The organism is Xanthomonas sp. fls2-241-TYG-148, from assembly GCF_030208815.1.
Taxonomy (GTDB): domain Bacteria; phylum Pseudomonadota; class Gammaproteobacteria; order Xanthomonadales; family Xanthomonadaceae; genus Xanthomonas; species Xanthomonas campestris.
On record NZ_JARVTE010000009.1, the window covers coordinates 183,550 to 201,748 of the forward strand.

The window sequence follows — 18,199 nt, forward strand, 5'->3', positions numbered from 1 at the left end:
GGTTGCGGAAGCGGGACTGGCCATCATCCTTCAGCGAAGGGCGATGGCCAGGTCCACTCAATGTGCACTGCATGCACTGTCGTTGCCCCATGCAACGACAGAAAAAAAGGCGCGCCACCGTGGAGGGTCGGTGGCGCGCCGTCACACCATCAGAACTTGAAGTTGAGCTGTGCCTGGTAGCCGCGGCCGTTCTTGTAGAACGCGGTCGGGGTATCACGCGTGTTGCTGAAGACCCGGTAGGTGGAATCCAGCAGGTTGGTCGCGCCGAAGGTGATGCCCATGTAATCGGTGATTTGATACGAGGCGTTCAAATCCAGCTGCTTGTAGGCATCTGCAAAGTCACGCGATTCCAGTCGGCCGATCTGGGTGAAGTACTTCGAGCGGTAGCTGTAGTTCACACGCACGGTCCAGTCGCCGTGTTCCCAGTACGGGATCACGTTGTAGGTGTCACGCGACAGGTACGGCAGGTTCAAGCCCGAGCTGGAATCGGATTCGGCAAACGTGTAGTTGGCCTGCAGACCAAAGCCCAGACCGAAGGTCTGCTGGTAGTTGACCGACACGCCCTTGACCTTGGCATCGGACACGTTCACCGGCGTGGTGACCTGGTACAGACCGGCAACGGCCGGCGGTGCCGGGTTCAACTGCTGGCTGGTGGTGGTGCTGACGATGTAGGAGCTGATATCGCGGTAGAACACTTCACCGGACAGCATGCTGGACGGAGCGAAATACCATTCCGCAGCAAGGTCGTAGTTGGTGGACTCGTACGGCTTCAGATCCGGGTTGCCGCCGTTTGCGGTCAGGTCACCGGTACCGCTGTTGATGGTGAACGTACCGGCCAGGTCGGCATAACGCGGACGTGCAATCACCTTGGCCGCCGAGAAGCGCAGCACGGTGTCGTCGGTGATGTCGTAAGCGATGTTGAAGCTCGGCAGCGCCTTGCGGTAGTCGTTGGTTTCGGCCACGCGGTCGAAGTTGGTGCCACCGTCGTTGCTCTGCCAGAACTCGGACTTGTCGGTGGTGTCGACCAAACGCACGCCGACGTTACCGCGCCACTGGCCGGATTCGAAGTTCAACTGCGTGTAGACGTTCTGGGTGATTTCCTTGACCTGGAACGAGGCGCCGAAATCGGTGCGGTACGGGCCCTGCGGCTGCGACAACAGGTAGCTGCGCACGGCATTCAGGCTGGCGGTCGGCCAGGTGGTCAGGTCACCGCTGGCGCCGAGGCCGTCGTACAGGCTGCTGGGCGTGCTGCCCGGGTTGAACTGCGTCAACGACACCGCATCGGTGGAGTTGATGCGGTTGCCGCGCGCGTCCACGCCGTTGTTATGGTTGATGTACTTGTAGCCGAACTGCAGCTTGGTGAACGGACCCCATTCCAGGTCACGCGAGGCGTCCCACTGGAAGTACTTCTCGTCGTCCTTGCTCTTCTGGTAGGCGATACCGCCGGCCTGCATGATGCCGGTATTGGTGCCCGGGATATTGCCTTGCTGGCCAGGTGCCAGGCCGGCCGGATTGCCCGGCAACACCCAGTTCGAGGCGCCGCCGTTGTCGTAGTTCACCGAGGTGTTCTGACCGTCGAAGGCGTAGTTGTAGCCGCCGTCCTGCATCAGGAACTTCATCAGGTATTCGGGGTTCTTGCCACCGGTGGCTTCGGTGTAACCGGCCTGCGTGGTGAACACCCACTTCTCGCCGGACCAGTCGTGACGCAGGTTCAGGCTCTTGGTGGTGACCGTGCTCTCGCGGTAGTTGGCATCCAGCTGTGCGTACGGCTGGCCGGCTGCGCCGTCGCTGACGGTGGCGCCGGTCACCACGCCGTTTTCGACATTGGCGCTGGTGATCTTCTGGCGGTCGTCGTTACATGCCGGGCACACGTAGCGCGCCTGGCTGAAGTTGTTGTACTTGCCCTTGATGTACAGGCCGGTCAGGTTGAACTCGTTCTGCTCGTTGGGCTTCCACTGCAATGCACCCTGCAGGCCGCTGCGCTCGCGGGTCTGCTGGAAGAATGCACTGCTGATGCCGGCCGGCACGCGGGCGGTGGCCACATCGCTGCCGTCGCCGGTGATGGTGGCGCTGGCCGGAATGCCGGCACCGGTGGTGTAGCCGAAGTATTCGATACCGGCGCGTGCCAGGTCCTGCTTGTCGTGCGTGGCGGAAATCAACGCGCCGAAGGTTTCGTCGTCGTTCTTCCAGCTCCACAGCGCCGAGCCGCGCGGATTACCTTCTTCCGAGCGATCGTTGTAGTTGTAGCCGATCGAGCCGCGGATGGTGTTCTTGGGCAGGTCCAGCGGCTTGCGGGTGTGCACGATCACGGTGCCGCCGATCGAGCCTTCGTCGATGCGCGCTTCGGGGGTCTTGTAGACCTCCATCAGGCCGATGATTTCCGGCGACAGCAGGGTGTAGTTGAAGGTACGGCCGCTGGTGTCGGTCGGGTTGCCGCCCCAGTCGCCGGAGGCGATGGTCTGGCCGTTGAGCAGCACGCGGTTCAATGCCGGGTCGGTGCCGTTGATGCTGACCTTTTCGCCTTCGCCGAACTGGCGGTCGACGCTGATGCCCGGCAGGTGCGAGAGCGATTCTGCGGCGTTGATGTCCGGGAACTTGCCGATGTCTTCGGCGCTGATCGCGTCGACGATCGAGTTGGCCGAGCGCTTGACCGCCTGGCTCTTCTCCAGCGAAGCGCGATAACCGGTGACGGTGATCGTGTCCAGCTCGGTGGTGGACGAGGGCGCGTTTGGAGCAGCTTGCGGAGCGGCTTGCTGTTCTTGTCCGGCAGCCATGGCAGCGCCGGAGTAGTACAGGGCGGCGGTAATACAGAATGCTAACGTCGTGGTGCGGCTGTGCATGGCTAAACCTCGTTGGTTAGTGCTTTGAGCGCGGATGGCCCGTGGTGAGGCGCAACGCGCTCGGCGTGGCCGGCAAAACAACACGCCCTGACCGATCGCGGTGATCGCCTGACCGAGCTTCGAGCGAAGTGCGGCTGCGGTAATTCGCGTGGTAGAGGAGGTGTCCCCCGTGCGGTGGTGCAGTGGAGCGAACGCGACATCTGCGAGTGCAGCGTCCCATGACGCGTGGCTCGCAAATCTGGATGTTCCGGGCGAGGGGCGCGCCAGTCCGTACAGTCGTAAAACAGTCCATGGCCCCTCCTGCCTGAACTCTGATTTGAATCGAGTCTCGCGTAGCGTTGACAGCGTTGTCAACACATCGTCACAGATCTCTGAACTCGCTGCGATTGCGCTGCAATGCAGCATTTTTGTGCGGTGGTTCGCGGAACGTCGGCGGCGCTGCGCAATTGGGCCGCACGCGATCTGTGCAGCGATCGGCCGTTTCTATGGCTGTTGTGCAATTCAAGCCGACATCACTAAAGTTTGTGCCGGAATCACCATTACCAGCGCTGATATTTGTTGGATGATGGAATTGACCGCGCGCGCGATGCAGTACGCGCGCGACGGTTGCGTTACAGGACAATTGCTGACAACGTTGTCTACCCGCTCGCCGTTCGTCGGCCAGCAGGACGATGTCGGCCCCGCTGCCACTTATCAGGAGAATGCGTGAGCGCAAGCAGCCCAATGGAAGCGGTGGCATTTCCGCGCCCCGAAACCTTCGTTGCCGCGGATGTCGGAGGAACGCATGTGCGCCTGGCGCTGGCCTGCGAGAGCAACGATCCGCGCAAGCCGGTCACCGTGCTGGATTACCGCAAGTACCGCTGCGCTGATTACCCGGGCCTGGCCGAGATCATGGCCGCGTTCTTTGCCGAGCTGTCCTGCGCGCCGGTGCGCCGTGGCGTGATCGCCAGCGCCGGGTATGCACTGGAAGATGGCCGTGTGATCACCGCCAATCTGCCGTGGGTGCTGGCACCGGAGCAGATCCGCCAGCAGCTCGGCATGCAGGCCTTGCACCTGGTCAACGATTTCGAAGCGGTCGCCTACGCGGCCAACTACATGACCGGCAATCAGGTCATGCAGCTGTCCGGCCCTGCCCAGGGCGCTCCTGGCCCGGCCTTGGTGCTGGGTCCGGGCACCGGCCTGGGCGCGGCGCTGTGGATTCCCAATGGTGGGAACTCGGTGGTGTTGCCGACAGAGGCCGGCCACGCCGCACTGGCGGCAGCCAGCGATCTGGAAGTGGCCTTGCTGCAGGAGTTGCGCCGCACGCGCAGCCATGTGGCGACCGAACATTTTCTCTCCGGCCCGGGCTTGCTCACGCTGTATACCGCGCTGGCCACTCTACGCGACGCGCCGGCGGTGCACGCCACCCCGGCTGCGGTCACTGCTGCAGCACTGGCGGGTGACGACGTGCTGGCGCACGAGGCACTGCAGACGTTCTGCGGTTTCATGGGTAGCGTGGTTGGCGACATGATGCTGTTGTACGGCGTGCGTAGCGGTGTGTATCTGGCCGGTGGTTTCCTGCCGCAGATTGCCGACTTCGTCGCCCGCAGCGACTTCGCCGCACGCTTGCTCGACAAGGGCCCGCTGCGCCCTGCGCTGGAGCAGGTGCCGGTTCGCATCGTCGAACACGGCCAGCTTGGCGTGATCGGTGCCGCCAGCTGGTTTCTGCAGCACTGCCGCTAAGCGCCTGCGTTTCGCGGGAGCGCAGGGGCAGCATGCGTCCGGTGCGCAGCGCTACCACGCGCCTGGCATTAGTCGGACACAGGTAGGAGCGCCCTCGGGCGCGATGAAGCTCTACCGGTAGAGCCCTCGCGCCCAAGGGCGCTCCTACATAAGATCGGATCGCCTCACAGCCAGCGCTTAGTCCGCGGAATGCTTGGTCAGCGCGGTGCGCGCCTGGCTGAAGTTCGGCCTCAGATTCCCAATCCGGCCGCTGCGCGCTGTCATCATGCAACCCGCCAATGCCGATGCTCGACATGCGCGGCTTCGGCACGTAAGCAGGAAAGTCAAAGAACATCGTAGGAGCGCCCTCGGGCGCGATGAAGCTCTACCGATAGAGCGATCGCGCCCAAGGGCGCTCCTACATAAGAGCGGATCGCCAACGGCCAGCACCTGATCCACGGAATGCTTGGTCAGCGCGGTACGTGCCTGGCTAAAGTCCGGCCTCAGATTCCCAATCCGACCGCTGCGCGCCGTCATCACGCAACCCGCCGATGCCGATGCCGCATATGCGCGGTTTCAATAATTAAGCAGGAAAGTCACAGCACGTCGTAGGAGCGCCCTCGGGCGCGATGAGGCTCTATCGATAAAGCCCTCGCGCCCAACGGCGCTCCTACAGAAAACGCAGCCCTGACAGGACGTGCCTTGCCAGCGCCGCACACACACGAACAACCCGCCCTACAAATCCCCAAATCGCGACTGCAGCGCCGCAATCGCTGCCAATCCCGCGGTTTCGGTGCGCAGGATGCGGGGACCCAGGCGCAGCCCGGTGAAGCCGGCCTCGCCCAGCGTTGTGCGGTCGCGCGGCGACCAGCCGCCTTCCGGGCCAATCGCGACGATCAGCTCTTGCCCGGGCTGCACCGCCAGCGTGCCCAGGCGATGTTCGCCGTGCGGGTCCAGCGTCAACCGCAACGCCTGTGCATCGCTGGCACGCGCGGCGTCCTGCAGCGACGCGGGCGGTGCCAGCGAGGGAATGCGTGCGCGCCCGGATTGCTCGCAGGCCGAGACAATCACGCTGCGCCAATGCGCCATGCGTTTTTCCAAGCGCGCGGCATCCAACTTCACCTCGGTGCGCTCGGCATTGACCGGAACGACCGCTGTCACGCCGAGCTCGGTGGCTTTCTGCAGAATCAGGTCCATCTTCTCGCCGCGTGCAATGCCCTGCAGCAGGGTGATTGCCAGCGGTGATTCGTTGCTCACCGCCTCGACGCGCTCGACCACAGCCCGCGCCTCGCGCTTGCCGGCCACGGTGATGCGTGCGTGGTAGTCACTGCCATCGCCATTGAACAGCACGCAGGCATCGCCTTCGCGCAGCCGCAGCACACGCAGCAGGTGATTGGCCGATTCCTCCGGCAGCGTGACATCGCCGCCGTTGTGCAGCGGCAATGCAACATACGAACGGGTCAGGCGCATGCAACGGCCTCGGCGATGGCGTGACGGGTGGTGTCGGCAAGCAGCGCAAGCTGTGCGTCGTCCACGCAATACGGCGGCATCCAGTACAGCACGTCGCCCAACGGGCGCAGCACCACGCCGCGTGCCAGTGCAGCGCGGTAGGCCTGCAGCCCAACGCGCGCGGCGGCGGGGAAGGGCGTGCGCTTGTCGCCGCCCTGGGTGAGCTCGAAGGCCACGATCATGCCGGCCTGGCGCACGTCGGCCACCGCGCTGTGCTCGCCGATCTGCGCAGCGAGCTGGGTCATGTGTGCGGCGGTGCGTTGGTTACGCGCAATGATGTCGTCGTCGGCGAAGATCTGCAGCGTCGCCAGCGCCGCCGCACACGCCAGCGGGTTGCCGGTGTAGCTGTGCGAATGCAGGAAGGCGCGCTCGCGCGAGTCATCCAGAAACGCGTCATACAGCTGCTGCGTAGCCAGCACCGCCGACAGGGGCAGGAAGCCACCGGTGAGTCCTTTCGACAGGCACAACAGGTCCGGCATCACGCCGGCCTGTTCGCAGGCGAACAAGGTGCCGGTGCGGCCAAAGCCGGTGGCGATCTCGTCGGCGATCAGGAACACGCCATACGCATCGCACAGTTCGCGCGCGCGGCGCAGGTAGGCCGGGTGATACATGCGCATGCCGCCGGCGCACTGCACCCGCGGCTCCAGGATCAAGGCGCAGATTTCGCCCGGGGATTGCTCCAGCAGATGCTGCAGTGCATCGGCCGCTCGCAACGCGTAGTCCTCGGCGCTCTGTCCCGGTTCGGCCAGGTACGCATCGGGCGAAGGCGCGAAGATCGATTCCAGCAACAGCGGCGCGTACACGCGGCGGTACAGCGGAATGTCACCCACCGACAGCGCACCGATGGTCTCGCCGTGGTAGCCGTTCTCCAGCGCAATGAAGCGGGTGCGGCGGTGCTCGCCACGGTTATGGAAATAGTGGAAGGCCATCTTCAAGGCGACTTCCACCCCGGCCGAGCCATTGTCGGCGTAGAACACCTTGGCCAGCGGCGCGCGGTCGGGCTGGCGCGGCGCGATGGCCAACAGCCGCTCGGCCAGTTGCACGGCGGGCGCATGCGTGAAGCCGGCCAGCATCACCTGTTCCAGCGTGCCGGCCTGTTGCGCGATGGCCGCGCCGATGCGCGGTTCGGCGTGTCCAAACAAGTTGGTCCACCAACTGCTGACCGCATCCAGGTAGTGGCGGCCATCGTGGCCGATCAGCCAGGCGCCGTCGCCACGTGCGATCGGCACCAGGGGCAGTGTGTGTGGGTGCTCGCGCATCTGGGTGCAGGGGTGCCACACCACCGCAAGATCGCGTTGCCGCCAATGTTCGGCAGCTTCGAAGGCTGCCGGGTCTGCTAGGATTTCGGGCTCATGAACATGTCGATGCATCTGCCTATTCTATCGGCCGGCTCCGCCGCTGCGTGCTGCGCATGAGCACGCGTCTGCCGACCATCCACAAGATCACCGATCTGGGCGAGGGGCCGTTCCGGCGCCAGCAGCTGGATCTGGAATTTTCCAACGGCGAGCGGCGCCTGTACGAACGCCAGCTCAGCCAGGGCCACGGCGCGGTGGTGGTGGTGCCGATGCTCGATGCGCAGACCGTGCTGCTGGTGCGCGAGTACGCCGCCGGCGTGCATCGCTACGAGCTGGGCCTGGTCAAGGGCCGCATCGATGCCGGCGAGACGCCCGAGCAGGCCGCCGACCGCGAGCTCAAGGAAGAAGCCGGCTACGGCGCGCGCCAGGTGCAGGTGCTGCGCGCCATGACGCTTGCTCCTACTTATATGAGTCACCAATCCTGGCTGGTGCTGGCGCGCGACCTCTACCCCGAGCGTCTGCCCGGCGACGAACCGGAAGAACTGGATGTGATCCCCTGGCCCTTGGCACGCCTGGACGAACTGATGCTGCGCGAAGACTTTTCCGAAGGCCGTTCCCTGGCGGCCTTGTTCATTGCGCGCGAGTGGCTGGAGCGCAACCCATGATCCGCATCCCGATGGAATTGCGCGAGACCGTGATCGCGATCGCGCGCCAGGCCGGCGACGCCATCATGGAGGTGTACGCGCAGGATTTCGCTGTCGAGATCAAGGCCGACGCCAGCCCGCTGACCCAGGCCGACCTGGCCGCCAACCGCGTCATCGTGGAAGGCTTGCGCCGGGTCACGCCGGATGTGCCGGTGCTGTCGGAAGAGTCTGCCCACGTGGCCTGGGAAGAACGCCAGTACTGGACCAGCTATTGGCTGGTCGACCCGCTGGATGGCACGCGCGAGTTCGTCAAGCGCAATGGCGAGTTCAGCGTCAACATCGCTCTGATCCACATGGGCGCGCCGGTGCTGGGTGTGGTGCAGGCGCCGGTCGATGGCCGCGTCTGGTATGCGGCGCGCGGCGAGAACGCCTACCGCCGCGATGGCGACCGCGACGAAATGCTGCATTCGCGCACGCCCGCTGCTGCCCCGCTGCGGGTCGCCGCCAGCCGCTCGCATCGCGATGCACGCACAGCCGCAGCGCTGGAACGCATGGGCCAGATCGACGTGGTGGCGCAGGGTTCCTCATTGAAGTTCTGCCGCATTGCCGAAGGCGAGCTGGATGTGTACCCGCGCTTCGGTCCCACCTCGGAGTGGGACACCGCCGCGGGCCAGTGCGTGCTGCATGCCGCCGGTGGCGCGCTGCTCGCGGCCGGCACCGGCAAGCCATTCCGCTACAACCGCCGCGACACCTTGCTCAATGGCGACTTCATCGCCCTGGGCGACCCCGGCCTGCCGTGGCGCGACTGGCTGGTGTAAGCGTGCCGCCCCGCCGCACCCAACGAGAGATCCAATGAGCCAACCTCCTTCCAGCGGCGACATCGCGCACCTGCTGCAGCTGATGGCGCGCCTGCGCGACCGCGAGCAGGGCTGCCCGTGGGATGTCGAACAGACCTTCGCCACCATCGCGCCTTACACCATCGAAGAAGCCTACGAAGTGGCCGACGCGATCGATCGCCACGACCTGCTTGGGTTGCAGGACGAATTGGGCGACCTGTTGTTGCAGGTGGTTTTTCACGCGCAGATGGCGTCTGAGCAAGGTGCTTTCGGGTTTGCCGACGTGGTCGCCAGCATCAGCGACAAGCTGGTGCGTCGCCATCCACATGTCTTCGGCGCGCAACAGGTGGATGGCGCGCAGGCAGTGAGCGCCAACTGGGAGCAGATCAAGCGCGAGGAGCGCCGTGCGGCGGGAGAGAAAGACAGCTCCGCGCTGGCCGGCATCGCACGCGGGCTGCCGGAGTGGCAGCGTGCCACCAAGTTGCAGTCGCGCGCAGCGCGGGTCGGCTTCGACTGGCCCGGCCCGGCGCCGGTGCTGGAAAAACTGCAGGAAGAAATCGACGAGCTGCGCGTGGAGTTTGCGCGTGGCCCGGTCGCCGACAACCAGGCACGACTGGAAGACGAGTTGGGCGATGTGCTGTTTGTCTGTGCCAACCTGGCCCGGCATGCCAAGGTGGATGTGGGCGCGGCATTGCGCCACGCCAATCTGAAATTCGAGCGTCGCTTCCGCGCGATGGAAGCGCATGCCCAGGCCGACGGCACCGCGCTGGACGCGTTGTCGCTGAGCGAACAAGAAGCGTTGTGGCAACGCGTCAAGCGTGACGAGCCCGCCGCGCAGTGAGCGCAGCACTGACCACGCTGCTGTTGTTCGTGGCCACCGCGGTGGCCGAATTGGTGGGTTGCTACCTTCCTTATCTTTGCCTGCGCAAAGGAGGCAGCGTGTGGCTGCTGTTGCCGGCGGCACTCAGCCTGGCGGTGTTCGTCTGGTTGTTGACCTTGCACCCGGCCGCCAGCGGCCGCGTGTATGCCGCCTATGGTGGCGTCTACATCGCCACCGCACTGCTGTGGTTGTGGTGGGTGGACCGGGTGACGCCCACGCGGTGGGATCTGCTCGGCGCAGGCTGCTGCCTGCTGGGCATGGCCATCATCATGTTCTCGCCGCGCTCCGGTTGAGTGCGCTCGTGCGCCTGGGTCACAGGCATGCAGTGCCTCGCTATCGCGCTGCACGTTGAGGCGGTATCTCTCCACACCTTCTTATGCGTCGCGGTAAGAACTGCCTTAGGCAAGTCCGAGACAGAGCGCCGTGGCTGCTGCACTGCGCCATGCGAGGGGACCGCGCGCGTACTGATCAAGCGCCGCGCACACGCGTAAGGTTGGTCATGCGCAGCGCCTAGGCGCCGCCTGCCTGATGGCACCCATCAATGATCCCACGTGCATGCCTCCCGTCCTCCAGCGCATTCGGGCACTCCACGCACAGGCCTATACTTGGGCAAGGATCGTTCGCATCGGGGAAGGAGTCGCACATGTTTCCAACATCGTTCTTGGCAATCGTGGTTCTGGTCGCTGGCGTCATCGTGCTGTTCAAGACGGTGCGCATGGTGCCGCAGGGATTTGAGTGGACCGTGGAGCGCTTCGGCCGCTACACCCACACGATGACGCCGGGCCTGCATTTCCTGATTCCGGTGGTCTACGGCGTGGGCCGCAAGATCAACATGATGGAACAGGTGCTCGACGTGCCCAGCCAGGACGTCATCACCAAGGACAACGCGGTGGTGCGCGTGGACGGCGTGGTGTTCTTCCAGGTGCTGGACGCGGCCAAGGCCGCCTATGAAGTGTCGAATCTGGAAATCGCCAGCATCGCGCTGGTGCAGACCAATATCCGCACGGTGATCGGTTCGATGGACCTGGACGAATCGCTCAGCCAGCGCGAAACCATCAACGCGCAGCTGCTCAGCGTGGTCGACCAGGCCACCAACCCGTGGGGCATCAAGGTCACCCGGATCGAGATCCGCGACATCCAGCCGCCGCGCGACCTGATCGATTCAATGGCGCGGCAGATGAAGGCCGAACGCGAGAAGCGCGCGCAGATTCTCGAAGCCGAAGGCTCGCGTCAATCGGAAATCCTGCGCGCCGAGGGGGAAAAGCAAGCCGCGGTGCTTGAAGCCGAGGGCCGCAAGGAAGCCGCGTTCCGCGATGCCGAGGCACGCGAGCGCCTGGCCGAGGCCGAAGCCAAGGCCACCCAGGTGGTGTCCGATGCGATCGCTCAAGGCAGCGTGCAGGCCATCAACTACTTCGTTGCGCAGAAGTATGTGGAAGCGTTCAAGGCGCTGGCCACCGCGCCCAACCAGAAGTTCGTGCTGATGCCGATGGAATCCAGCGGCATCATCGGCTCCATCGCCGGCATCGCCGAGCTGGCCAAGGAAGCCTTGGGCAAGCCCGACGCGCCGGTGGTGCGCACGCCGCCATTGCCGCCGCGCGCGGGAGGCTGAGCGATGCGCTGGGACGTGGTCGCCTGGGCAGTGCTGGCCCTGCTGCTGATCGCCGCCGAGACGCTGGCGCCCGGCGCGTTTCTGCTATGGATGGGCATCGCGGCCGCGGCGGTGTGCGTGCTGGTGCTGGCCGTGCCCGGCATGTCGGTGCTGGTGCAGATCGTGGCATTCGTGGTGCTCAGCTTCGTCGCCATCCAGGTGTATCGCACCTGGTTCCGCGGCAAGGGCCGGCAGAGCGATCGGCCCTTGCTCAACCGGCGCGCCGAACAGTTGATCGGCCGCAGCGTGTTGCTGGATCAGGCGATCGTTGACGGACGTGGCCGCGCCAAAGTGGACGATGCGTTCTGGGTGGTGAGCGGCCCGGACCTGCCCGCCGGTGCGTTGGTGCGCATCGTTGCGGTCGACGGCATGACCCTGCAGGTGCAGCCCAACACCTGACCCACCCACGGGCGCGTGATGCGCCCGTCTTGCGCCGCACGCCGCTCAATCGGGAGCTCATCGGTCGCCGCTGGTCGGGTTCGCCCAAGCGGCGCACGCACCCCGATGCCCACGCATCGGCCGTGCGTTGCGCCAGTGGCAATCCGCGGTTTCCCCCAAGCGTGGCCGGCCGGCGATAATGGTCCTCTTTCCCTTGGACCGGCGCTCATGACCCAGAAGACCATCCTCAACGACACCCATCGCGCTCTCGGCGCCAAGATGGTCGACTTCGGCGGTTGGGACATGCCGATCCACTACGGCTCGCAGATCGACGAACACCACCAGGTGCGTCGCGACGCCGGCATGTTCGACGTCAGCCATATGACCGTGGTCGATCTGCACGGCGCGCGCGTGCGCGAGTTCTTGCGCTACCTGCTGGCCAATTCGGTCGACAAGCTCAAGGTCTCCGGCAAGGCCCTGTACACCTGCATGCTCAACCCGCAAGGCGGCGTGATCGACGACCTGATCGTGTACTTCATGCAGGAAGAGTTCTTCCGCTTGGTGGTCAACGCCGCCACCCGCGACAAGGACCTGCAGTGGATCGGCGAACAGGCCGCACGCTTCGAGGTGCGCGTGGAAGAGCGCGCCGACTTCGCCATGATCGCGGTGCAGGGGCCCAACGCGCGCAGCAAGGTGATCGATCTGCTTGACCCCGCCGACGCCAGCGCGGCGAGCAAGCTCGGCCGCTTCGCTGCGTTGCAGACGCGCACGCACGATGGCGTTGCGTTGTTCCTGGCGCGCACCGGCTACACCGGTGAGGACGGTTTTGAAATCGTGTTGCCGCAGGCCGATGCGGTCGCGTTCTGGAATGCATTGCTCGCGCATGGCGTGGCGCCTGCCGGCCTGGGCGCGCGCGACACCTTGCGTCTGGAAGCGGGCATGAATCTCTACGGCCAGGACATGGACGACAACGTCACTCCGTACGAAGCCGCGCTGGCCTGGACCATCACGCTCGACGAAGGCCGCGACTTCATCGGCCGCAGCGTGCTGGAGTCGCAAAAAGCGCAGGGCGCACCCCGCCAGATGATCGGCGTGGTCATGGACGAGAAGGGCGTGCTGCGTCACGGCCAGAAGGTGCTCAGCGCAGGCGGCGAAGGCGAGATCCTGTCCGGCACGTTCTCGCCCACCCTGGGCAAGGCCATCGCCTTCGCACGCGTGCCGGCCGGCAGCATCGACGACCTGCGCGTGGACATCCGTGGCAAGCAGGTGCCATTGCGCGCGGTGAAGTTTCCGTTCGTGCGCGACGGCCAGGCCCAGCCCGGCGTACTCGGCGCGTAAGCCTGCCGCTGCCGGTCGTTCGCGCGGCCGGCAGCAGCGATCCATCGGCATTGCCATCACGCGATGCCAGCACCTGACGCACGGCCTTGGTTAAACTAGCGCCTTGTCCCCGAACCCTACGTTTTCCCGGAGCACACCCATGAGCGAGATCCCTGGCGACCTCAAGTTCCTCAAATCCCACGAGTGGGCCCGCGTCGAAGGCAATGGCCGCGTCACTGTCGGTATCTCCGACCACGCGCAAGGCTTGCTGGGTGACCTGGTCTACGTCGAACTGCCAGCCGTTGGCGACACCGTCCAGGCTGGCAACGGCGCTGCGGTGGTGGAGTCGGTCAAGGCCGCCTCCGACGTCTACAGCCCGGTCACCGGCACGGTCGTCGAGGTCAATGCCTCGCTGAGCGACAAGCCGGAAACCATCAATGAAGACGCGTACGGCGAAGGCTGGATCTTCGTGGTGGAGATCGACGACAAGGAACAGCTCAACGAACTGCTGGCCCCGGACGATTACGCCGAGCTGCTGGAAGACGACGCGCACTGATCGCGCCGCCTGCCGCATCCCGATGGCCGCTCATCCGAGCGGCCATTTTTTTTGCCTGGCGGGCGGTGGTTCGCCGACCGAGCACAGAACTGCATGCCGTCGTTTTCTAGCTGGCAGCGATGCATGCGCAGGTGCAGGGCGTCGGCGCGCGGAGCAGTGGCCGACCGATCGATGTCTTCGCGGTCGCATCCGTCGCGGGTGATGGTCGGCCGATGCACTACATGCGGGCGGTCGGTTTGTTGGTCAGAGGTGTGCGGTCGTTTTTCGTCGCGTCGGAATTCTGGCGTGAGCCACTCGTGAGGAGTTGGCGTGCGCTCGGTGAAAAAGTAGTCGTCGTACTGCCATTGCCGATGTCGCGAACCAACGCCTGCGACTCCATCGGTGCGCGTGTGCCGCACCGCATGCAGTACAAAACGGCGCAAGAAGTTTGCGCATTTGTGCTTGTGCGACGCCGGAAGCGGCAACGCCGGCAAAAAAATTTTCAGCTGGCGGACAGGCGGCGCAGCGGTCATCGCAGACGCCGCGTCGTGTTGCTGGCGCGGAGTGCCTGCGTATGTGCTTGAACGGCATGTATGAAAAAAACAGCGCAAAAGAAGTGCTTTTTAAAAAACCACTGCGCAAGCGTCTGTGCGAATGCGGGGTTGGTGATCGCCGGCAACGCCGGTTTGCGTCGCCGCTTGCCGACGCGTGGCGACACCAGACTGAAAAATATTTGCAAAAGAGTGTTGACAGTAAAAAAAAGCGTGATTAGGTTTCGCCCAGCAGACATTGCTGCGGAAGAGAGTGAGCAGAATCGACATCAGGCCGACACGCTTGTTCCAGATGTCCACCGAAGCACCATCAACGGTGGAGTCGGGTTCGCTTCTCTCCAAAAAAACGCAGCGGTCGTTCCGATCACGCACCCGTGTCGCCGTTCGATGCGGGTGTTTCTGTATCCGTCCCGTCGCGCATCACCTGCGGACGGTTCCCGACGACGGCATGCCGTCACGGGGTTTGCTTCAACTGGGCGTTTTCCAACTCCATAGTTCACTGACGAGGAGCCAAACACATGGCCACCACTAAAAAAGCTGCGAAAAAGAAACCCACCGCCAAGAAGGCAGTGAAGAAGACTGCCGCCAAGAAGGCCGTCAAGAAGGTCGCGAAGAAGGCGACCGCCAAGAAGGCAGTGAAGAAGACCGCCGCCAAGAAGGCCGTCAAGAAGACTGCAAAGAAGGCAACCAAGAAGACTGCTGCCAAGAAGGCCGTCAAGAAGACTGCGAAGAAGGCAACCAAGAAGACTGCCGCCAAGAAGGCAGTGAAGAAGACTGCAAAGAAGGCGACCAAGAAGACTGCCGCCAAGAAGGCCGTCAAGAAGACCGCCAAGAAGGCAGCTCCGAAGAAGGCGACCAAGAAGTCCGCCACCAAGAAGTCTGCTGCCAAGAAGCCTGCTGTGAAGAAGGTCGCCAAGAAGAAGCCGGCCGCTCGCAAGAAGAAGGCCGCTCCGGTCGCGCTGCCCGCAACCCCGGCACCGCTGATCTGATTTGTAACACCCGATCGCCGTAAACATCGAGCTCTCTCCCCGACGCCCAGCGGGGAGGGAGCTTTTTTATTGGGCGGATGTAGTTGGGCGGGTTGCCGGGGCAGAGCATCTTCGCTGACGCGGCGGATGGATGCAGGCGGCTGGGTCGCGTGCTTGTAGCTTGCGGATCGTCTGTAAGGAATGGGCAGTGCAATACGACAGCGGGCAATGCGCTAGGACAGGCTGCAGCCCAGGGACGGAAGAGCCCCTCGGACCTGCGGCCAGGGTTGCATAGCCGACAAGGCGCCATAACTGCGGACGGCTCGACGCGGCACCATGCTGCACCGATCAATGCCGCCGAGTTTGCCTGCGTCGGCTGGATCCCCATCGCCAGCGTATAGCTGTTAGTGATAGCTGTAGTTGCAGCGACCGATCTTCAGCTCAGTTGACCACCACCCCAGCGACTTCCTTGCAGTCGCTGTGGATCGCCCGGGTCGATCCGCCGATTGCATTACCGGCATCGTTTTCGAAGTGCCTCAATGTGCATAACCGCCTGCAGATGGCGGTGACTCTGCCGCTACCTGCCTGCCATCGCCATTTCCCTTCCATCACCAAACGCGGAATCTGTTCGCAGCGACACGAGCTTCGGGGTCTGCCCGCCAGTGGCTGTCCATCACCAACCCCGGAATCTGTCTGCCAAAGGCCAACCGACACAAGCCTCGTCATCTGTCTGCCAGTGGTCAGCCGGTACAAGCTTTGAGAGCTATCTGCCAGTGGCAGGCCATCATGAGCTTCGGGAGCTGTTTGCTCGTGGCCAGCCGGCACAGAGCGTGCCGATCAGCACGCCCTTAAAGCCATCAGTGGCGCAGGCTCGCTTGGCCGAGTGCAAAGCACTGAGCGCTTGCTGGTTACTAGGTATGTAAATACAGCAAGATCGTCGTGACGCATCACGTCTGGCCAGCGTTCGTGCTGCCAACCAGCATCGGACCGCTCTCGAGCGGACAAGCAATCAAGGCTGTTTGCGGGATGTGCTACAGCTGAGGCCAGTCGCTAGTCGTGGGTTCTGCGGATGCCGCTGCGCAGTCTTCCAGGAAGCAGTGGCAGCCAGCCGATGAACAACAGTTCCGACGCCGAGCATCAAGGACCAAGGCACCCCCGGTTCCAATATGGAGTAATGCTTCACCCGACCTCGGCTGCCGCCGCCATCCAATCCCGCAGGCGCGGAGAGTCGAGACAGGCACGGCTACCAAGGATGCATAGCAACACGGCATCGCACCTACCAGCTAGGCAACTTCACTTGCCGTGGGTGGCATTGCACATCACACCTCAGCCACGTACGTGCATGCAGGCACCGGGCACTGGCGCACCACTTCTGAGCGCCGGCGATCGGCTGCCCCGAAATCCATCGCACCGCCTCCCGGCAAGGCAACAAAAAAGGCGGCCGAAGCCGCCTTTCGATCTATGCGTTATCCAGCCACCAGGTCAGCGCGGCGATGCCACCGACTTGCCGGAAGAGGCGCCCTTGCCGGCCGGATCGGGGCGCTCGGCCAGCATGTTTTCGCTACCGAAGTCGCCGTCCACATCGATATCAAGCCAACGCTTGGCCGGCAGGCCAAGGGCGCGGTCCAGGATGGTCGGCAGCATGCCGGAGGGCAGGCCGCTTTCGCCGTTCCACATGATGGCAATGCCGAGGTCGCGTTCGGGCAGCAACGCCACCAGGCCGCGATAGCCCTGCACGGCGCCGGCGTGGAAGATCACCTGATGCCCGGCGTAGTCGAACACGCGCCAGCCCAGTGCATAGCTGGCTGCGTCCACGCGCTCGTGGCGCCAGCCCGAGCGCATTTCGCCCGGTGTGGAGATCAGCGGTGCGTGCAATGTCGCCAGCAGCGGCGCAGGCAGCACGTCGGTGCGATGCCCGGTGTGGGCGAGCAGCCACTGCGCCATGTCGCTGGCGCTGGCATTGACGCCGGCGGCCGGTGCCAGGCGGTAGTAGGTCGGCTTGGGCGTCAGCGACACCCAGCCATTGCGGCTGCGCACATGCGGGCGTGCCCAATGCGGACTGGCCTGGATACCGGCCAGGCCCATGCTGGCATCGTTCATGCCCAGCGGTTTGAAGATGCGGCGCTCCACCGATTGCTCATAGAAGCTGCCCGAGGCCGCGAACACCACATCACCGACCAGGCTGAAGGCGACGTTCTGGTAGGCATAGCAATCGCCAGGCGCGCAGCGCAGTGGCGCGGCTGCCAGCTTGTGGCTGAGAGAGTAGTAGTCAGCGTTGGATTCGATGTCGCGGTCGTAGGCGTTGCGGGTCAGGCCGACGCGGTGGCTGAGGACTTCGGCCACGGTGAGCTGACGGGTGGCAGTGGAGTCGCTGAGCTGGAAGCCGGGGACGTAATCCACCACCTTGCTGTCCCAGCGCAGCACGCCGTCGTTGACCAGCAGCCCGGCCATGGTGCCGGCAAAGGCCTTGGACAACGACGCCAGCCGGAACACGGTGTGGCCGTCGACAGGCTGCGGATGATTGACGTCGGTGACGCCATAGCCGCGTGCGCTGAGCACTTTGCCGCCCTGCACGATGGCCATCGCCATGCCAGGTACGCGGTTGCCGTAGGTGAGCTGGTCGGCCATCGACTCGAACGAAGGTACATCGAAGCCGGCGGCAGGCGCCAGCACGCTGCTGGCAGGCAGCGACGTGCGGTAAGGCAACGGAGCCGTGGGCGACTGCGCGGCGGTCGCCGGCTGCAAGCTATTGGCAGTCAGGGCAGGGGTCTGCGCGGTGGAAGAAAGCGCCAGAGGCAGCAATGCCCCGAACAGCCCAACGGCCAACGGACGGAACCGTCGGCGCCTGCGTACTTCTGTCATGGTGTTCCCGCCTGTTCCACTGCCTCCGCCGATTCTAGCGCCGCGCTTTGCAATAGCACAAACTGCCGGAAGATGAATGGGCATCGTATTGATCCTATTGATGATTCTGCTTGTGAAAAACCCCGCGTGCAGCGCGCCTGGGCGGCATGCAGACACCACCATCAGGCAGTTGCAAGCCGCGTGCCCAGGTGCCGGGCAGGCCTCGCCAGGACCGTTAAAACCGCGCAAGTGCTTG

Annotated in this window: 17 protein-coding genes; 11 read left to right on the plus strand and 6 right to left on the minus strand. The window is 64.4% G+C overall.

Going from position 1 to position 18,199, the window contains the following annotated elements; translation table 11 throughout:
- Positions 1–149: 149 nt before the first annotated feature.
- Entirely contained in the window at positions 150–2,840 is a 2,691-nt protein-coding gene (locus tag QRM60_RS11495; protein WP_042594719.1) for a TonB-dependent receptor, read from the minus strand.
- 316 nt (positions 2,841–3,156) lie between these two features.
- Between QRM60_RS11495 and QRM60_RS11500 the strand changes: the two genes are divergently transcribed.
- Together QRM60_RS11500 and QRM60_RS11505 are read left to right on the plus strand one after the other, a co-directional pair.
- A complete protein-coding gene (locus QRM60_RS11500; RefSeq protein WP_285446239.1) occupies positions 3,157–3,549 on the plus strand; it encodes a hypothetical protein in 393 nt (130 codons plus the stop codon).
- The gene (locus tag QRM60_RS11505) at positions 3,546–4,562 is read left to right on the plus strand and encodes a glucokinase family protein (RefSeq protein ID WP_285446240.1); all 1,017 of its coding nucleotides are present in this window, start codon (positions 3,546–3,548) and stop codon (positions 4,560–4,562) included. Before QRM60_RS11500 ends, QRM60_RS11505 begins: the two co-directional genes overlap by 4 nt.
- Positions 4,563–5,276: 714 nt before the next feature.
- On the opposite strand, the gene QRM60_RS11510 is transcribed toward QRM60_RS11505, so the two are convergent.
- Positions 5,277–6,011, minus strand: coding sequence for a 16S rRNA (uracil(1498)-N(3))-methyltransferase (locus QRM60_RS11510; protein ID WP_070690202.1), 735 nt, complete (start codon positions 6,009–6,011; stop codon positions 5,277–5,279).
- Complete coding sequence (bioA, locus tag QRM60_RS11515) at positions 6,002–7,420, minus strand: adenosylmethionine--8-amino-7-oxononanoate transaminase (protein ID WP_285446241.1); 1,419 nt, start codon at positions 7,418–7,420, stop codon at positions 6,002–6,004. The genes QRM60_RS11510 and bioA overlap by 10 nt, the downstream gene beginning before the upstream one ends.
- A 41-nt stretch (positions 7,421–7,461) precedes the next feature.
- On the opposite strand from bioA, the gene nudE reads away from it, so the two are divergent.
- The 8 genes from nudE (at position 7,462) to gcvH (ending at position 13,604) form a co-directional block, all read left to right on the plus strand.
- Positions 7,462–8,010, plus strand: a complete 549-nt coding sequence (gene nudE / locus QRM60_RS11520) for an ADP compounds hydrolase NudE (protein ID WP_029216848.1) — start codon at positions 7,462–7,464, stop codon at positions 8,008–8,010.
- Positions 8,007–8,807 (plus strand): 3'(2'),5'-bisphosphate nucleotidase CysQ, encoded by an 801-nt coding sequence (gene cysQ / locus QRM60_RS11525; protein ID WP_014508542.1) that lies wholly within the window; start codon positions 8,007–8,009, stop codon positions 8,805–8,807. The genes nudE and cysQ overlap by 4 nt, the downstream gene beginning before the upstream one ends.
- Before the next feature lie 34 nt (positions 8,808–8,841).
- Positions 8,842–9,666, plus strand: a complete 825-nt coding sequence (mazG, locus tag QRM60_RS11530; protein WP_115556520.1) for a nucleoside triphosphate pyrophosphohydrolase — start codon at positions 8,842–8,844, stop codon at positions 9,664–9,666.
- Positions 9,663–9,998 (plus strand): YnfA family protein, encoded by a 336-nt coding sequence (locus tag QRM60_RS11535; RefSeq protein WP_115556519.1) that lies wholly within the window; start codon positions 9,663–9,665, stop codon positions 9,996–9,998. Before mazG ends, QRM60_RS11535 begins: the two co-directional genes overlap by 4 nt.
- Positions 9,999–10,348: 350 nt before the next feature.
- Positions 10,349–11,314 (plus strand): SPFH domain-containing protein, encoded by a 966-nt coding sequence (locus tag QRM60_RS11540; RefSeq protein WP_014508540.1) that lies wholly within the window; start codon positions 10,349–10,351, stop codon positions 11,312–11,314.
- A 3-nt stretch (positions 11,315–11,317) separates the two neighbouring features.
- On the plus strand, positions 11,318–11,752 hold the full coding sequence (locus tag QRM60_RS11545; RefSeq protein WP_042594711.1) for an NfeD family protein: 435 nt from the start codon (positions 11,318–11,320) through the stop codon (positions 11,750–11,752).
- 207 nt (positions 11,753–11,959) lie between these two features.
- Positions 11,960–13,069, plus strand: coding sequence for a glycine cleavage system aminomethyltransferase GcvT (gene gcvT / locus QRM60_RS11550; RefSeq protein WP_115006177.1), 1,110 nt, complete (start codon positions 11,960–11,962; stop codon positions 13,067–13,069).
- A gap of 139 nt (positions 13,070–13,208) precedes the next feature.
- The gene (gene gcvH, locus QRM60_RS11555; protein ID WP_011038001.1) at positions 13,209–13,604 is read left to right on the plus strand and encodes a glycine cleavage system protein GcvH; all 396 of its coding nucleotides are present in this window, start codon (positions 13,209–13,211) and stop codon (positions 13,602–13,604) included.
- On the opposite strand, the gene QRM60_RS11560 is transcribed toward gcvH, so the two are convergent.
- Positions 13,571–14,116, minus strand: a complete 546-nt coding sequence (locus QRM60_RS11560) for a hypothetical protein (protein WP_238153067.1) — start codon at positions 14,114–14,116, stop codon at positions 13,571–13,573. The two genes, gcvH and QRM60_RS11560, sit on opposite strands and share 34 nt — an antisense overlap.
- 47 nt (positions 14,117–14,163) lie before the next feature.
- On the opposite strand from QRM60_RS11560, the gene QRM60_RS11565 reads away from it, so the two are divergent.
- Positions 14,164–14,355 carry a hypothetical protein gene (locus QRM60_RS11565; RefSeq protein ID WP_153065445.1) on the plus strand — a complete coding sequence of 64 codons (192 nt, stop codon included), beginning with the start codon at positions 14,164–14,166 and terminating at the stop codon, positions 14,353–14,355.
- 275 nt (positions 14,356–14,630) lie between these two features.
- On the opposite strand, the gene QRM60_RS11570 is transcribed toward QRM60_RS11565, so the two are convergent.
- Both QRM60_RS11570 and QRM60_RS11575 read right to left on the minus strand, forming a co-directional pair.
- Positions 14,631–15,071, minus strand: a complete 441-nt coding sequence (locus QRM60_RS11570) for a hypothetical protein (protein ID WP_020372506.1) — start codon at positions 15,069–15,071, stop codon at positions 14,631–14,633.
- Positions 15,072–16,584: 1,513 nt separating this feature from the next.
- Complete coding sequence (locus tag QRM60_RS11575) at positions 16,585–17,928, minus strand: serine hydrolase domain-containing protein (protein WP_014508534.1); 1,344 nt, start codon at positions 17,926–17,928, stop codon at positions 16,585–16,587.
- Positions 17,929–18,199 lie beyond the last annotated feature (271 nt).

Excerpts from the sequence above, each read along its gene's own strand:
- bioA (WP_285446241.1), bottom strand. The coding sequence starts at position 7,420 with ATGCATCGACATGTTCATGAGCCCGAAATCCTAGCAGACCCGGCAGCC.
- cysQ (WP_014508542.1), top strand. The coding sequence starts at position 8,007 with ATGATCCGCATCCCGATGGAATTGCGCGAGACCGTGATCGCGATCGCG.
- QRM60_RS11545 (WP_042594711.1), top strand. The coding sequence starts at position 11,318 with ATGCGCTGGGACGTGGTCGCCTGGGCAGTGCTGGCCCTGCTGCTGATC.
- mazG (WP_115556520.1), top strand. The coding sequence starts at position 8,842 with ATGAGCCAACCTCCTTCCAGCGGCGACATCGCGCACCTGCTGCAGCTG.
- QRM60_RS11540 (WP_014508540.1), top strand. The coding sequence starts at position 10,349 with ATGTTTCCAACATCGTTCTTGGCAATCGTGGTTCTGGTCGCTGGCGTC.
- QRM60_RS11560 (WP_238153067.1), bottom strand. The coding sequence starts at position 14,116 with ATGACCGCTGCGCCGCCTGTCCGCCAGCTGAAAATTTTTTTGCCGGCG.
- QRM60_RS11495 (WP_042594719.1), bottom strand. The coding sequence starts at position 2,840 with ATGCACAGCCGCACCACGACGTTAGCATTCTGTATTACCGCCGCCCTG.
- nudE (WP_029216848.1), top strand. The coding sequence starts at position 7,462 with ATGAGCACGCGTCTGCCGACCATCCACAAGATCACCGATCTGGGCGAG.
- gcvH (WP_011038001.1), top strand. The coding sequence starts at position 13,209 with ATGAGCGAGATCCCTGGCGACCTCAAGTTCCTCAAATCCCACGAGTGG.
- QRM60_RS11510 (WP_070690202.1), bottom strand. The coding sequence starts at position 6,011 with ATGCGCCTGACCCGTTCGTATGTTGCATTGCCGCTGCACAACGGCGGC.
- gcvT (WP_115006177.1), top strand. The coding sequence starts at position 11,960 with ATGACCCAGAAGACCATCCTCAACGACACCCATCGCGCTCTCGGCGCC.